Source organism: Phytohabitans houttuyneae (genome assembly GCF_011764425.1).
GTDB classification, from domain to species: Bacteria; Actinomycetota; Actinomycetes; order Mycobacteriales; family Micromonosporaceae; genus Phytohabitans; species Phytohabitans houttuyneae.
The window spans coordinates 1,558,404-1,572,554 of the sequence record NZ_BLPF01000002.1 but is presented as its reverse complement, the minus strand read 5'-3'; the positions used below and the strand labels follow the sequence as shown (position 1 = coordinate 1,572,554).

Annotated in this window: 11 protein-coding genes and 1 pseudogene; 8 read left to right on the top strand and 4 right to left on the bottom strand. The window is 68.5% G+C overall.

All coding sequences use genetic code 11. From position 1 onward, the window contains the following. Nucleotides 1-297 precede the first annotated feature (297 nt). The gene (locus tag Phou_RS30505; protein ID WP_173062250.1) at nucleotides 298-915 is read right to left on the bottom strand and encodes a hypothetical protein; all 618 of its coding nucleotides are present in this window, start codon (nucleotides 913-915) and stop codon (nucleotides 298-300) included. 413 nt (nucleotides 916-1,328) lie between these two features. Here Phou_RS30505 and Phou_RS30500 point away from each other — a divergent pair, with 413 nt between their 5' ends. The 6 genes from Phou_RS30500 to Phou_RS30475 are packed head-to-tail and all read left to right on the top strand — an operon-like array spanning nucleotide 1,329 to nucleotide 7,114. Continuing rightward, nucleotides 1,329-2,600 (top strand): hypothetical protein, encoded by a 1,272-nt coding sequence (locus Phou_RS30500; protein WP_218579271.1) that lies wholly within the window; start codon nucleotides 1,329-1,331, stop codon nucleotides 2,598-2,600. A 41-nt stretch (nucleotides 2,601-2,641) separates the two neighbouring features. Next, nucleotides 2,642-2,980: a pilin gene (locus Phou_RS30495; RefSeq protein WP_173062245.1), complete on the top strand. Its 339-nt coding sequence runs from the start codon at nucleotides 2,642-2,644 to the stop codon at nucleotides 2,978-2,980. A 1-nt stretch (nucleotide 2,981) separates the two neighbouring features. Continuing rightward, nucleotides 2,982-4,202 carry a conjugal transfer protein TrbL family protein gene (locus tag Phou_RS30490; protein WP_173062243.1) on the top strand — a complete coding sequence of 407 codons (1,221 nt, stop codon included), beginning with the start codon at nucleotides 2,982-2,984 and terminating at the stop codon, nucleotides 4,200-4,202. Next, entirely contained in the window at nucleotides 4,199-4,402 is a 204-nt protein-coding gene (locus Phou_RS30485; protein WP_173062240.1) for a hypothetical protein, read from the top strand. Before Phou_RS30490 ends, Phou_RS30485 begins: the two co-directional genes overlap by 4 nt. Next, a complete protein-coding gene (locus Phou_RS30480; protein WP_173062237.1) occupies nucleotides 4,392-5,333 on the top strand; it encodes a PrgI family protein in 942 nt (313 codons plus the stop codon). The genes Phou_RS30485 and Phou_RS30480 overlap by 11 nt, the downstream gene beginning before the upstream one ends. Further along, nucleotides 5,330-7,114 carry a VirB4 family type IV secretion system protein gene (locus tag Phou_RS30475; RefSeq protein ID WP_173062234.1) on the top strand — a complete coding sequence of 595 codons (1,785 nt, stop codon included), beginning with the start codon at nucleotides 5,330-5,332 and terminating at the stop codon, nucleotides 7,112-7,114. Before Phou_RS30480 ends, Phou_RS30475 begins: the two co-directional genes overlap by 4 nt. A gap of 568 nt (nucleotides 7,115-7,682) precedes the next feature. Here Phou_RS30475 and Phou_RS30470 read toward each other — a convergent pair. Then, nucleotides 7,683-10,652 (bottom strand): AfsR/SARP family transcriptional regulator, encoded by a 2,970-nt coding sequence (locus tag Phou_RS30470; protein ID WP_173062232.1) that lies wholly within the window; start codon nucleotides 10,650-10,652, stop codon nucleotides 7,683-7,685. A gap of 171 nt (nucleotides 10,653-10,823) precedes the next feature. Here Phou_RS30470 and Phou_RS30465 point away from each other — a divergent pair, with 171 nt between their 5' ends. Both Phou_RS30465 and Phou_RS30460 read left to right on the top strand, forming a co-directional pair. Continuing rightward, nucleotides 10,824-11,303, top strand: a complete 480-nt coding sequence (locus Phou_RS30465) for a hypothetical protein (protein WP_173062229.1) — start codon at nucleotides 10,824-10,826, stop codon at nucleotides 11,301-11,303. A gap of 449 nt (nucleotides 11,304-11,752) precedes the next feature. Further along, nucleotides 11,753-12,160 carry a hypothetical protein gene (locus Phou_RS30460; protein ID WP_173062226.1) on the top strand — a complete coding sequence of 136 codons (408 nt, stop codon included), beginning with the start codon at nucleotides 11,753-11,755 and terminating at the stop codon, nucleotides 12,158-12,160. An 886-nt stretch (nucleotides 12,161-13,046) separates the two neighbouring features. Here Phou_RS30460 and Phou_RS30455 read toward each other — a convergent pair. Further along, complete coding sequence (locus tag Phou_RS30455; protein WP_173064783.1) at nucleotides 13,047-13,679, bottom strand: GTP-binding protein; 633 nt, start codon at nucleotides 13,677-13,679, stop codon at nucleotides 13,047-13,049. Beyond that, nucleotides 13,659-14,099, bottom strand: a pseudogene (locus Phou_RS54610) (DUF742 domain-containing protein); the annotation flags it as partial. The gene Phou_RS30455 and the pseudogene Phou_RS54610, both read right to left, overlap by 21 nt. Nucleotides 14,100-14,151 lie beyond the last annotated feature (52 nt).

Here is a 14,151-nt window from a genome sequence, read left to right as displayed (position 1 = left end):
CCGACCCGGCTTCTGGCACGTATCTGGCTGCCTCGGTGGGACCGTCGGCCCTCGTTGTGCTCAGCCCAGGTCGATGCCCGGTGGCGGCGACCCCGTCCCGTCTTGGTGTGTGCGACGTACCGCGCGTTGAGCCGCCGGCCGGTGGACGCCACGTACGAGGCGATCGGTGAGGTTTGCGGCGGCGGCGTTGGCACCTGCCGGTTAGCCACATCTTGCGCACGGGCCGACTCCTGCGGCGGTGCTCGTCGCACTCGGGCGCGCACTGGCCACCGCCCACCCGGGACGCTGCCCTAACGCTCATGGCCATACCGGTTCGGGCAGCGGGTGGCCAGGACTGGCCGCGCTGTGGGCGAGCATGTCGATGTAGCAGATGCCAGCGTCGCCGGGTTGGGCGCCGACTACTTCGGTTGCCTCCTCAGCGGTGGCGTAGTAGGTGAACTGGTCGCCGGTGTCCGCGCCGCCGACCGCGACGATTTGCAGCACGTGCCGGAACCCGCTGGCCTGCGTGGCTTGCTGCAGGATTCTGGTGTGGTCGACGTAGTCGACCCGGTCGGTGTCACGGCGGCGGAGGGCAGCCACGACGCAGCCGTCGGGTGCGCGCACCAGGTGACAGGCGGCGAACAGGGTGGTCGGTCTGGTTGGCCAGGCGACCAAGCGCGGCCACCGGCAGACGATCAGGGACGCCGCCCCGGGCTGCCGGCCTAAGGTCTGCAGCGACGCCGGCCCGGTCAGGCTCAGGTAGGTGCGGCCAGCGGCGTGGCTGGCGGCCTCCAGGTGTGGGTCGTCGTCGAAGTCGGCGACGGTGTCGTGCGGTTCGGTGTAGATCTGGATGAGTCGCCGGGCGAGTCTGGTGGCGAAGCCGTCGACCGGGTTCGCGGTGGCACGGCTGTCCAGTCGCCACACGGTGATCGGCACCGCGGTGCTGTCGGGGGCAGGCGCCGTCGCCGGCCGGCGCAGGCTCGCGGCCGGTGGCCGGTGCTGAGGCGATCGTGGATCGCTGGTGGAGTGGGTTGTCACGTGTGGGTGGCCCCGCGCCTTGCTGGCCGTGTTCGCATCAACCAAATGCCCAACAGTCGGGGCCGGCAACGAGGCCAACAGCCTCCCGCCGCCCAACGCCACCCAACCGCGGCCGGCGTGCTGGATGAGCGTGTGCTGCGGGGCAAGGGCGTTGGGTGCTGTTGGGCAACAGCAGCGCGTCGGTAGGTCTGTTGGCTGCCCGGCGGCCACAGCCCCGGCCACGACACGGTGAGGGCTTGGTGCTGCGGCCACAGACCGGTCCGGTCAACACTGGTCAACGGCGTCGCTGCGCTGCGCGGATGGCACCAGTCGTGGTGCTGCAGCGCTGGGCGGCTGTTGCCGGTGGCGCGCCGAGGACCTGCGCCAACAGACGCGCCCCGATCAGTGCTGTGGGGTCAGGTGTTGGGTCGCCGTGCGGGGATGGACGCCGGGCACCGCGGGACCGCGGTCGCCGGCTTTTCTTCCTCCGTGAGGTCACGATGCCTAATCGAGGCTGGCCGACGTCCCCGTTGGACGCGGCGGAACGCGCCTTTACCCTGCTGATCCAGCCGCCCGCCCCGATCGCCTTCGACGGACGCGGCTTTGACGGCCTGCCCGACCGGATTCTGCCGCTGGAGCAGCTGCGCAGGCTGCTGCTCGCACCGGCGACCAGCGGCGGTGTGCGGGACGCGGTGTGGCGGCAGTTGGTGATGCGGGCCCGCCGGGACGGCCCCGCGTGGGTGGTCTGCGCCGTGGGTATGGCGCTGCCAGGGTTGCGCGCGGCCGCCGGGCAGGTGACCGTCGGGTGGCGCGGCGACACCGCCGATCTGGACGCCGAGCTGCTTGTCGGGTTCGTCAGCCGGCTCAAAACCGTCGACCTGGACGGGCCGCGGGTGTGTGGCCGGCTGATCGGGGCCGGCCTACGCGCCGCCCGTCGGGCGCGGGACGCGCAGGCCGACCCTGCCCTGGTCCGGGCCGACGTGGCCGAGCCGATGGCGCCGATCCAGCCGTGGGATCACCCGGAGTTGGTGTTGGCCCGGGCGGTGGCCGCCGGGGTTATCGACGCTGACGAGGCGAACCTGATCGCCGCTACCCGGCTCGGCGAGACCACCCTCGCTCAGGCCGCCGCCCGGCTGGGCGCGCCGCCTAGCACGGTGGGCAGCCGCCGGGCGCGGGCGGAGCGGAAGCTGGCTGCCGCGATCACCGCCGGGGATCTGGCTTTCGTGCCCCTGCGCCGGCCTCGCCCACCGAACCGGGCCGGTGTTGGCCGGTCCGGCGCAAGGGTTGGGGTGTTGGCCGTCGACGCCGGTGTTGGCGGGACGTTAGAGGCCGACGGCGCCGCTGCGGTCGAACTGTTGGCGACCAACAGCGCCGCTGTTGGGCCGGTGTTGGCCGCCGGCCCGACGGCGGCGTCGTTGTTGGCCGCCCAACAGCGGGATTTGGGGGCAAGACACCGGACCGATAGGCGGCTGGTGTCGGCGCCCCGGGTCCGGGAGCGCGGCCGGCCTGATGGCCGTGTTCGCACCTCGACCATCGTCGGCGGGAAGGAGCAGTGCTCCGCGGCCCCGTCCTCGGATCCCGGTGGCGCACCTCAACCCGATTGAATGCCCGCGGCTTTGCGCCGAGGGCGGGAGGTGTCCGGATCATGTTCCGCCGCAATCTCTACCGCACCATCACTACCGCCGCCGTGTTCTGTCTGGTGACGGTTTCTGTCGCTGCGCCGGCGTACGCAGCCGATCCGCACCTGGCCGCGTACCCGCTGCCGGTGATTATCAACCAGATCACCGAGTGGATTGTCGGCCTGTTGGTGGGCATCGCCACCTTGTTCCTGACCATCGGCGGCGTGCGTCGGATGGCCGCCGGCGGTGACCCCAGCGAGATCGAGAAGTCCAACGCGGCCTTCAAGAACGCACTGCTCGGCTACGCCCTGGCGATCCTGGCGCCGATCCTGCTGGGCATCGTCCAGGGCTGGATCGGCGGCTGAGATGAAGGGCTGGCTGGTCGACCAGATCATCGAGGGTGTGCTGTCCTGGTTCGCCGCGGCGGTGCTGGGCGCGGTGAACGCGTTGTGGGACCTGTTGTCTGGCACCGTGTTCGTCAGCCCGGATGTGACCGCCTTGCCGCAGGTGCAGCATTTCGCCGACACGTCGCTGGGAATTGTCAATGCCGGCTACGTGCTGGCGTTCCTGTGGACAGGGCTGCTGGTCATTGGCCGGGGCACGATCCACACCACGTACGGTCCGGGCGAGCTGGTTCCGCGGCTGGTGGTCGGCCTCATCGGCGCCAACTTCGCCGTGCCGTTGGTGTCGGCGTTGATTGGGTTGGCGAACGCGGTGACCGCCGCGTTGACCGGTCAGGACATCACGGCTCCGGAATCGATGCAGCACCTGCGGTCCACGACCACCACGGCTTTGGATGTGCAGGATGTGACGGCGCCGGCGGCGGTGCTGCTGTTGGCGGTCGGCCTGCTGATCGCGGTGCTGTCCGGTGCCCTGATCGTGCAGTGGATCGTGCGGATCGGGGTGCTCATCGTGGCCGCCGGTCTCGCACCGATCGCGCTGGCGTTGCACGGCACGCCACAAACCGAGGGTGCGGCGAAACTGTGGTGGCGCACTCTGCTGGCCGCGCTCGGCACGGTCGTGGCGCAGGCGGTCGCCTTGGACACGACGCTCACGATCTTCCTCAGTCCGCAGGCCAACCTGCCGACGCTGGGCCTGCCCGGTGATCCCGGTGCGGTGATGAACCTGTTCGTCGTGCTCTGTCTACTGTGGGCTGTGGTCAAGATTCCGACGCTGATGCGCCGGTATGTGACCAGGGGCGGCGGCTCGAACCCGCTGGGCATGATCCTGCGGGTGATGGTCGTGCAGCAGTTGACCCGGCGTATGTCCGGCCGCCGGCGCTCCGCCCATCCGGGTGCCCGGTCCGGGCCGGGGGCGGCAGGAACGGCCGGGGCGACCCGGTCCTGGCCGGTCAGGCCGGTCTCGTCGCGGTCGCAGTCCGGCACCACCGGCCGGCGTGCGCCGCGGCCGTCGGGTTCGCTGCCCCTGCCGCCGCCTTCCGGTGCCGGGCCGGGCCGCGTGGGCGTGGCCTATCCGAGCGGGCGGGTGGTGCGCCCGTACACGGCGCAGCAGCTACGGGCCGGTGTCGACCTCTACACCCAGGTGGCGCGCAACCGCGCCGCCTCATCCCGCAAGGCCACGCCATGATCAGCGACCGGCTCACGGCGTGTTCGCCGGACGCGATGACGGTCCGCCATCAGGGTGCGCAGGCGGTCGTCGGGTTCGCCTGGCCGACCGGCCGCCCCATCTACCCGTACACGGTCGACGAGCTCGCCGACGGCGTCGACCTTTACACCCGCGCGCTCAAGGCCCGCCGGCGCATCCACGGAGGCTGCGATGCGGTCTGAAAACGAGGACCCGCCGCAGGCCCGGATCCCCGCTGACGTCGACACCCCGGACAAGGTGATCTACGGGTTGACGGCCCCGCAGATGGCCATTCTCGCCGTCGCGGCCGCGGCCGGCTACGGACTCTACCAAGCCGTCGGCCATCTGCTGCCGGCGCCGCTGCTGGTCGCGGTCGTCATTCCGCTAGCCGGGGCGACGGCGGTCCTGGCGCTGGGCCGGCGTGACGGGCTGGCGATGCAGATGTGGCTGCTGTCGGCGCTGCGGCACATTCACGGCCCGAAGCGGCTGGTCCCCGCGTCGGCCGGTAGTGGGCAGCCGGTCCCGGGGTGGGCGCCGCCGGCCACACCGCCCGTGCGGGTGGCGGCGTTACGGCTGCCGGCGCAGGCGATCAGCCAAGCCGGGGTCATCGAGGTCGGCGCCCGGGCGGTGGCGTTGGTGGCCTGCAGCACCGTCAATATCGGGTTGCGCACCAGCGCCGAGCAGCACGCGCTGATCGGCGGGTACGGGCGCTGGCTCAACAGCCTGACCGCTCCGGTGCAGATCGTCATTTCCACCCAACGGGTGGACCTGGCAAGCCACGCCCAACGGATCGCCGAGACCGCCCAGTCGATGCCTATCCCGGCCTTGGCCGAAGCGGCTTTGGACTACGCGGCCTTCCTGGACGAGTTGGCGGCCCGGACCGATCCGCTGTGCCGGACGGTCACCATCGCGGTCACCGCCGACCGCGACCACGGCGGCGGCACCGAGGTGCTACGCCGCGCCGAGCACACCGCCACCGCGCTGGCCGCCCTCGGCGCGCAGACGAGGGTGCTGGACGGCGGCCGTGCCGCGGCGGTGCTGACCTGCGCGGTCGACCCCTACATCCCCACCGACGTCACCTGGCCGCGGGCGCGCCCCGACGAGGCCATCACCGGACCCGGAGAGCTCCCATGATACTGCCCCTGCTGCCCCGCAAACGGGACACCAGCACAGGCCCGGCGGGGCTCGCCTCGACGGTCGGCCCGGCGTCGGTCGAGGTGACCGCGCGGCACGTCAAAGTCGGTGACGGCTACGCCGCCGCCCTCATCGTCACCGGCTACCCGGCGCAAGTCGGCGCGGCCTGGCTGGACCCGCTGCTGTCCTGGCCGGGCCGGCTCGACGTGGTCGTCTACATCGACCCGGTTCCGGCGCCGGTGGCGGCGGCCCGGTTGCGGCGCCAGCGGGCCCGATTGGAGTCCAACCGGCGCACCGACGCCGAACATGGCCGGCTCGGTGACCCGGTCACCGACGCGGCCGCCGACGACGCCGCCGATCTGGCCGACCGGGTCGCCCGCGGCCAGTCCCGGCTGTTCCGGGTCGGGCTGTACCTGTGCGTACACGCCGCCACCGTGGATGACCTGCTAGAGCAGGTCGCGCACGTGCGGGCCACCGCCGCGTCGGTGCTGCTGGACACCCAGCCGGCCACCTGGCGGCAGCTGCAGGGCTGGCTGTCCACCCTGCCGCTGGCCGCCGACGGGTTGGGAATGCGACGGGTGATGGACACCGACGCCCTGGCCACCGCGTTCCCGCTGGCCTCGGCTGACCTGCCGGCAACGCTGCCCGGGCAGAGCCCACCGGCCGGTGGAACGCTGTACGGGCTCAACCCCGACTCCAACGGCATCGTCTGGTGGGACCGGTGGAGTCAACACAACGCCAACAGCGTCGTGCTGGCCCGGTCCGGGGCGGGCAAGTCCTACTTCGTCAAACTCGAGATCCTGCGGTCGCTGGCCGACGGCGTGCACGTCGCGGTGGTCGACCCGGACAACGAATACCGGCGGCTGGCCGAGGCGGTCGGCGGCGTCAGCATCGCCCTCGGCGCGGACGGCGTCCGCCTCAACCCGCTCGATATCCCGCCCGGCGACCACCGCCCGCAGGCGCTGACCTACCGGGCCCTGTTCCTGCATACCCTGACCGCTGTGCTGCTGGGCCAGCAGCCGCCACCAGCCGAACGCGCCGCGCTGGACAAGGCAATCACCGGCGCCTACCACGAGGCGGGCATCAGCAACGACCCGGCGACGTGGCGACGGCAGGCACCCCTGCTGCGCGACGTCGCCGACCAACTGGCGCGGCAGCACACCGAGGCGGCCCAGATGCTGGCCGCCCGGCTCACGCCGTGGACGACCGGCTCGTTCAAAGACCTGTTCGACGGCCCCACCACCACTGTGCCGGACGGGCAACTGGTGGTCTGGTCGACCCGGCAGCTGCCCGACGAGCTACGCCCGCCAGGCATGCTGCTGGCGTTGGACGCGATCTGGCGAGACGTCGACGTGCCGGCCGCCGGGTCGACAAATCCGCCGCGCCGGCTGGTGTGTGTCGACGAGGCGTGGACGTTGCTGCGCGACAGTGACGGCGCCACGTTCCTGTCCCGGCTGGCCAAGAGCGCCCGCAAACGCAACACCGGGCTCAGTGTGATCACCCAGGATGTTGGTGACCTGCTCAGCTCCCGGCTGGGTCAGGTTGTCGTCGCTAACGCCGCTACCCAGATCCTGCTCCGCCAAGCACCGCAGGCCATCGACGAGGTCACCGACGCGTTCGCCCTGACCGCCGGCGAGGCCCACACCCTGCTGCGGGCAGAGCGTGGCGAAGGGCTGCTGCTGTCCGGCACCCAGCGGGTCAGCTTCCACGCCGTCGCCTCCCCCGCCGAGCACCGCCTCTGCGTCACCGGCCTGGAATTCGCGGACATGCCGGAGGGGTAGGCCCGGAACCTGGGGGTCGGTGAGGGTGTCTGCGCTTTGTCGGACCCCTGAGTTCCCGACGCCGAAGTGATTGCCGGCCGAGGCTGAGGTGGTCCGCTGTCCGTTGCCAACGAAGTCTGTCCGTATGCCACTGAACTCTGTCTCCCTGCGCACCGAACGAGTGACGGCTCTGCCGACTGGGCTTGCTGGCGAACAGGGCGGATCCCAGTAACGATCCGTTGCGACTCCGTGGGGGCACTGTCAGGGCCAACCAGCGTGTGGCGCCTACGTTCCGTCACCGACTGGAGCGGCACTGACGCACCGGATCGCGGCAGATCCGGACTCCAAGATCAAGATACGCTCGCCATCAGCGCGCCACCGAAGCCGCGCGCGACCGGCGGCAGAAGAGTAAGCCGATCTTGGAGCGAGCCGCTTCCGACGTAGGGTGTCGGTGTTGCGCTTGTGCAGCGGCCTAACGACAAAAGCGGTGCGTCAACGCGGTACTCGTCAGTTTGCCCCGATAGTTTGGCTGCGTCGACATTCGGGATGAATTGGATACCGAGGGCCAGTGGATGTGATCCCGGCCGCCTCAGGTGCCTTGCTCCGGGATCGTGTTTGCGGATAGCGACCACGGATACGACAAGATCGTATCGGCGTCGGGTGACTGTACGGCTGGAGAGGAGAGGATCTCGAGGTAGTGCAGGACCCGTAGCTCCTCGGAGCGGTAGCCCATTTGCCTGCACGTAGTCAACGCGTGGTTGAGACAGGTGTCGGCTTGGTCCAGCCGTCCGCACAAGATATGGGCGAGGCCGAGGCCGGTGAGGGCCATGACTTCGCCGGTGGCGTGCCCGGTCTGTTTGAACAGGGTTAGGGATTGTTGGAGATGGCCGGTGGCTTGTTCGAGCGCTCCTTGCCGATTGAAGAGCATTCCGAGGGCGTGTAGGACGAATGCTTCGGCAACTTGATCTCCCGTCCGTCGGCAGATAGTGAGAGCAGCTAGGAGGTGCTCGTGGCTCTGTTGCAACCGTCCTTGCCGTGCGTAGAGACTGCCGAGGTAGGAAAGCGTTTCGACCTGGCCTGCGTAGTCGCTGGTCCCCGTGAAGATGGTCAAGGCTTGTTTCAGATGGCTGGCTGCTGGTGCGAACTCGCCTTTCAGCATGAGGGCGATGCCGATGCCGATGATCGCGATGGCTTCGCCGTTTGTGTCGTGGAGACGGTGCGACAGAGACAGTGCCTGCCGGAAGCAGTCGATTGATTGGCTCCACTCGGCTCGTTGTCGGTGAACGTAGCCGATTACCGTTAGCGCGAACGCCTCCCCTTCGGCGTCGCCGCTGTGGCGGGCCGCGTTGCGGGCATCGGTGTAGATGGTGACCGCGTCGGTGTAGTGCCCAGCAGGCCTCAGATAATCCCACAGGGTGGCGGCGATTGCGACGGTGTGTTGCTCCCATCCGTGGCGAGCCGTGTAGGTACAGGCAGCGACCAGGTTGGCGCGTTCCTGGTCCAGCCAGGAGCGGGCCTCGACCGGGCCACGCAGCGGTAGTGGTGTCCGGCCCGCCGGACGGGAGAGGTGAGCGACGTAGTTTTCGCGGCTGGGCTGCAAGATGTCCATTGCGGCCATGGCGGTAGCCAGGTAGTGGTCGAACAGCCGGGTGAGGGCTGTTCGTCGATCGGCGGCCGAGTCGTCGGCGGCGGCGCGTTCGGCGGCGTAGGCGCCCAGCAGGTCGTGCATGCTGTGCCGGCCGTTGCCGACGGATTCCTTCAGATGGGCCCGGTCCAGGGCGACCAGGAGCCGCTGTGCCCGTTGGACGCTGCTGCCGGTTAGCGCCGCAACAGCGGCGCTGTCGACGTCGACGCCTGGGTGAAGGCCCAATGATCGAAAGGCCTGCGCGGTGTCCGCAGATAGGTGTCGGTACGACCAGGAGAACACCACACGCACTGCGGCCCGTGGGTCGCCGCCGCCGTCGAGTAGGTCCAGCCGTTGTCGCAGATCGGTTAGCTCGGCGACGAGCGTGGCGAGGGTGGTAGCAGGGCGACTGGCGGCGAGCTCGGCCGCCACCCTAAGCGCCAAGGGCAGCCGTGCACATTGGCGAGCCAGAACACCGACGGCGGCCGGTTCGGCATCGGCCCGTGCTCCGATCAGCTGTCGCAGCAGCTCTACGGCCTTGTCCGGCGGTAGCAGGTCGAGGTCCAGCCGCTGGGCACCGTGCAGGGCAACCAGGCCGGCCAGCGAGTCCCGGCTCGTTACGAGCACTAGGCAGGTCGGCGTACCCGGTAACAGCGGCCGGATCTGCTCGACACTTCCCGCGTTGTCCAGCATCACCAGCATCCGCCGTCCGGCCAGCGCGGTGCGGTAGAGCGCCGCGCGGTCGTCAACGTCTGACGGAATGTCTGCGCCCGCGATCCCTAGCGCGTCCAGGAACCCGGCCAGCGCGCGGGACGGTGACAGCGGCGCTTGGGAGTCATAGCCGCGTAGGTTGACAAACAATTGCCCGTCAGGGAAGGCGTCTCGTGCCCGGTGTGCCCAGTGCACCGCCAGGCTGGTCTTGCCAACCCCGGCCGTGCCGGACACCGTCGAGATCAGCACCGCCGGCGCCGCGCCGCCATGGGCAGCGCCGCTCGCTCTGACAGCCTCAAGTACATCGTCGAGTTGGGACAGTTCCTGGTCCCGCCCGGTGAAGGCGCGCACATCCGCTGGTAACTGCGCCGGAATGCGGCGACCCGGGCGGCGGTCGGCGGGTGCCGCCGTGCCCGAACGGGCGACGTCGCGCCCCCGCGCCGCCGTTGCGCTGCCGGTGCCGCTCGTGATGGCCACGGTTGCGTCGACGGTCCGGTCGTTAGTGAGGATCTTTTGGTGGACGCGGCGTAGCGCGAGGCTGGGATCGGCACCAAGTTCCTCGGCTAGCAGTCGCCGCGTCTGTTCATATTGGGCGAGGGCGTCGGCTTGGCGGCCACAGTGGTAGAAGGCGAGCATCAACTGACCGGCAAGCCGTTCATCGAGTGGATGGGCGGCGGCTGCGGCAGACAGGTCCGGTAAGAGTCGATCGTGGAGTCCGCAACGGAGGGCAAGGTCGTTACGGTCCAGTTCGGCGGCCATCCGCTGCCGCTCAAAGGCGCCGCGAACCGTGGTCAGCCATGGGGTGTCGAGGCTGGCGAACGCTTCGCCCTGCCACAGATCCAGCGCCTGTTCCAAGAGCTCAAGGGCATCGGTGTCGTTGGCCGTGCGAGCCCGCCTGGTCAGGTACTGGAACCGGTGCAGGTCAACGACGAGGGGCTCGATGCGAAGGACGTAGCCGCCCGCAGGCGCCCTAGTGATATCGACATCAGGAACGGCGGTCAACGCCTGGCGAAGCCGGGACACGTAGGTGTACAAGGCGGAGCGCACCCGCTGTGGCGTGTGGCTGCCCCACGCCCGCTCGATCAGATGGTCGACCGACACCGGATGGTTGGCGTCGACCAGCAACGCGGACAGCACACACCACTGCCGGGCGTGGCCCAGATCGATGGGGTGGCCGTCGAGGTGCGCCTGAACGCCGCCGAGCACGCAGAACTCCACTGGCATCACGACCGCCTTCCGGCAACCACGAGTCAGCTGCGCCGTACAAGTCCGTCCTAGCGGGTCCGGGCTGCGGATTCAAGATGCCCGAAAGGTTCATGCGCCATGCGCCGCTCAAGCTTGGCAAACACAGTGGCACCTCCAGGAACGATGCCGGAGAACAGAAAGGGAGAAAGCATGAGCGCAATGTCGATGTCGAAAGTGGCTTATGGCCGCCGCGTGGGAGCCGGCTCGCAGCCAGTCGGTATGAACTCAGTGACCTCGGCGATCGACAGGATCGTCACGTACATCCCCACCGAGGTCATTGTGATGTATACGGCCATCGTCGCCGCGATCTCGGCCGATTCCCCTCCGAGCGCACTCCGGTGGGTGGCGTTCTGGGTCATGCTCGTCGCTTCTCCCGTCGTCGTCTGGTTGCTTTATGCGGCGCGTGTGCGGGCGAGCGACGGGAGCCCCCCGCTGAAGCCGAACAGCTGGCCGCTGGTCGAGATGACCTTCAGCACGATCGCCTTCGCGACCTGGGCCTTCGCCCTACCGGACTCGCCCTTTAGTGAGCTCGCCTGGTACTCCGCTGCAGTCGCTGCTGCAGCGGTGGTGCTGGCGACAACAGCCCTCGGCCTGGTGGCACCCCTGTTCCGCAAGCCGTTGCCCGCTTAATAAGTATCAAGAGAGGAGCCAATTGAATGTCCACTAACGGAACCCTTATTACTGACCGATTAAGCCACGAGGTGTACGTCGTGGAGAACGGGAAGCGTCGCTGGGTGCCCGACGCGTGGACGATGCAGGAACGAGGGCTGTCACCCTCGAGTCTGTTGATCGTCGACAACGACGAGATGGAAGGCATCCCCTTGGGCCCATCGTTGCCTTCCACACTACCTCCCCGAGCCTGCAGGAGGGGGCCATCGTCGAGTCGGAATCCGGGGTGTTCCAGATGGAGGGTGGCCGGCTGCAGCGGGTCCTCGATCCACGGGAGCTGGCCTTGTCCCATGGCTTCGACCGGGAAAGTGTCGCCTTCCTGCCCGACGCAATAATCCGAGGGCTGTTTGCCGACGGCGCTCCTAGTGACATGCCCGAGTCCACCCGTCAGTAATAAGCCAGGAGGGGTGATGGGAATCATCGCGAGCACCGGCGGTCTGATCCACAAGGATCTGGGTGCCAATCACCACATGTGGACGTCCGCCGATCTGTACGACAACAATATGATCGCCGCCTGTACCCGAACTGCGTCCTTCACCTGGTTCGGCGGGTACATCGGCACCGCGGTCATCATCGCTGTAGGTCCGGAGGACGAATACATCGCCGCAACGGAGCAGCACTCATGCGGTGTCAACGGGACCGCGTTCGGTGACAGCGACCGTACGGTGAACTGGCACCACTACTTCGACCCCAGTCTTCAGCTCGCTGGCAGGGTCACCCGCCTCGTTCCGCTGCAGGGGTGGCGGTTCGAGGCAAGAGTTGCGGCGAAGGTAGCCGAGAACGCGGGAACGATCTTGGCGATCGCATCGCTGTTCTGACCGGCGCGCAGGAAGCGGTCAAACCTATACGATCGGATAGTGAACCGTTATCCGGTACATCATCGTTCGGCTCACGGACGTGACGTCAACCAGCCGTGCGCGACTCCGACACGTTTATCCGGTACATCACCGTGGCGGTCGGCCATGACCGCCACGGTGATTGCGCTGCGCGGCCGAGACACTACCATCCAGGTCGCCGTCGACGCGTTTGGTGCGGGTCAGGCTGTAACGAACGGACGTGACAACAGCGATCCCCGAACCGCCGTGGCTTTGGTTCGGACGCGCCCTCTCCCAACGTCATCCCCTAGTTAACCGTGAACCCAATGTTGGGCGGAGCATTCGGGCGTATTGACCCCTCGCCAAGACCAGAGCCGCCCGGACGCCGACCAGGCTGGCGGCCGACTGTGGCGGTAATGGCTTCGGAAACGAATTTCCGCATTCTGTCTGATGATTTCAGCACGAGATCGAGTGATAGGAATACCGGAGCCATGATGGCACCAGGAAATAGGTCCGAGGCCTGCGCACTACGCACTGCTTGTAACTGTCGCGCTCCGAGATCTCCATGTCGGGCGTAGATTGACGCTATCCCAGCCTTGCGAGTTAGCCACAGCGCAACTCGACGGCTCTGCGTCACAGACAAGAGCACCGAACTCGGCAGATTAGTGCGTTTGGGTGGCGTGGCCGTGTTTTGCGAATGAACGGCCACGCCGCTGCTCATCAACCTACCGGCGTCGAGGCTGATCAACGGATGCTCCCGGCCGCGCGGTCGAGGCGTCGCTACGTAGCGCTTGGCGACCGATCACGATCGGCCGGTCGCGGTGACGTGACCGGACTACAAGGGCGGCTCGACGCTGCCGTCATAGCGGTAGGTGACCGGCCGGGTGGATCACGCTTGCTTGGCGGCCGTCGGGTTCTGTGCGCCGCGCGCCGAGAGGGCGTGGTCAACGACGCTGGCCAGGGTGCGTACGGCCGAGCTGCGGTCGCGTGCATCGCAGGTAACCAGCGGAACGTTCGCGTCGATCGCGAGTGCCTCGCGGACATCCTTTAGTTCGTACCGCGGCGCGCCTTCGAACTCATTCAGCGCCACGAGGAATGGCAACTGCCGGATCTCGAAGTAGTCCAGTGCGGCGAACGCGTCGGCGATCCGGCGGAGGTCGACCAGCACCACGGCACCCACCGCGCCGCGGATGAGGTCGTCCCACACAACCCAGAGCCCCGCTTGCTCAGGGGTGCCGAACAGGTAAAGCATGAGGTCGTCGGCCACAGTAATGCGGCCGAGGTCCAAGGCGACGGTGGTGGTGTCCTTGCCCGCCGCTGCGGCCGCATCGTCGCCAATGCCTGCCGGGGCTATGACCGCCTCGGCAGTCAATGGGGTGTGCTGAGAGACGGCAGCGATGAGGGACGTCTTGCCGACGCCGTTGCCTCCAGCGATCACAATCTTGGCAGCCCTGATCTGCGGATTCGGGCTCGCCCCGGGCTCGCTGCCCTGTCTGAGTCCAGTGAGCACACGCTCCGCCATAGCCTTGTGTGCCTCGCGGCTGACGCCCTCAGGGTCGTTGCGCCGGGTCAGGAGGCCTTCCGCCGCCATGTCGCTGACAAGCACGCGGGCCACGCCCAGCGGAAGGCGGGTAATGGCAGCGATCTCCGCCAGCGCCTGCGGGCGGTTTTCGCAGACGGTGGCGATGCGGTGCTTGTCATGGCCAGCGAGGCGGGACTTCTGTACCGCGGCCGGGGTCGCGACCAGCATTGTTTCGAGGGTGAGGTCCCGCCGTGGCTCGGTCCGCCGGCGGGGGTCGCATACTGCCTCTCCAGCGTTGCCATGGGGCTGCGTGCAGGCTGGCCCGGAAGGCCGGCTGTTCGCCGTGCTTTCACGCGTGGGCCCGCTGACCGGGGCAACGGGAGTGTCTCTTGCCTGGCCTGGTGGGCAAGGGCGTCCCACCCCAGGGCGGTGAACATGCGGTCCAGCTTGAGGATCGCCGCGTTGCGCTGTG

Bases quoted from the DNA above. Each gene is read 5' to 3' on its own strand.
- Phou_RS30495 (WP_173062245.1), top strand. From the start codon at position 2,642: ATGTTCCGCCGCAATCTCTACCGCACCATCACTACCGCCGCCGTGTTC.
- Phou_RS30490 (WP_173062243.1), top strand. From the start codon at position 2,982: ATGAAGGGCTGGCTGGTCGACCAGATCATCGAGGGTGTGCTGTCCTGG.
- Phou_RS30485 (WP_173062240.1), top strand. From the start codon at position 4,199: ATGATCAGCGACCGGCTCACGGCGTGTTCGCCGGACGCGATGACGGTC.
- Phou_RS30480 (WP_173062237.1), top strand. From the start codon at position 4,392: ATGCGGTCTGAAAACGAGGACCCGCCGCAGGCCCGGATCCCCGCTGAC.
- Phou_RS30475 (WP_173062234.1), top strand. From the start codon at position 5,330: ATGATACTGCCCCTGCTGCCCCGCAAACGGGACACCAGCACAGGCCCG.
- Phou_RS30470 (WP_173062232.1), bottom strand. From the start codon at position 10,652: ATGCCAGTGGAGTTCTGCGTGCTCGGCGGCGTTCAGGCGCACCTCGAC.
- Phou_RS30465 (WP_173062229.1), top strand. From the start codon at position 10,824: ATGAGCGCAATGTCGATGTCGAAAGTGGCTTATGGCCGCCGCGTGGGA.
- Phou_RS30460 (WP_173062226.1), top strand. From the start codon at position 11,753: ATGGGAATCATCGCGAGCACCGGCGGTCTGATCCACAAGGATCTGGGT.
- Phou_RS30455 (WP_173064783.1), bottom strand. From the start codon at position 13,679: ATGGCGGAGCGTGTGCTCACTGGACTCAGACAGGGCAGCGAGCCCGGG.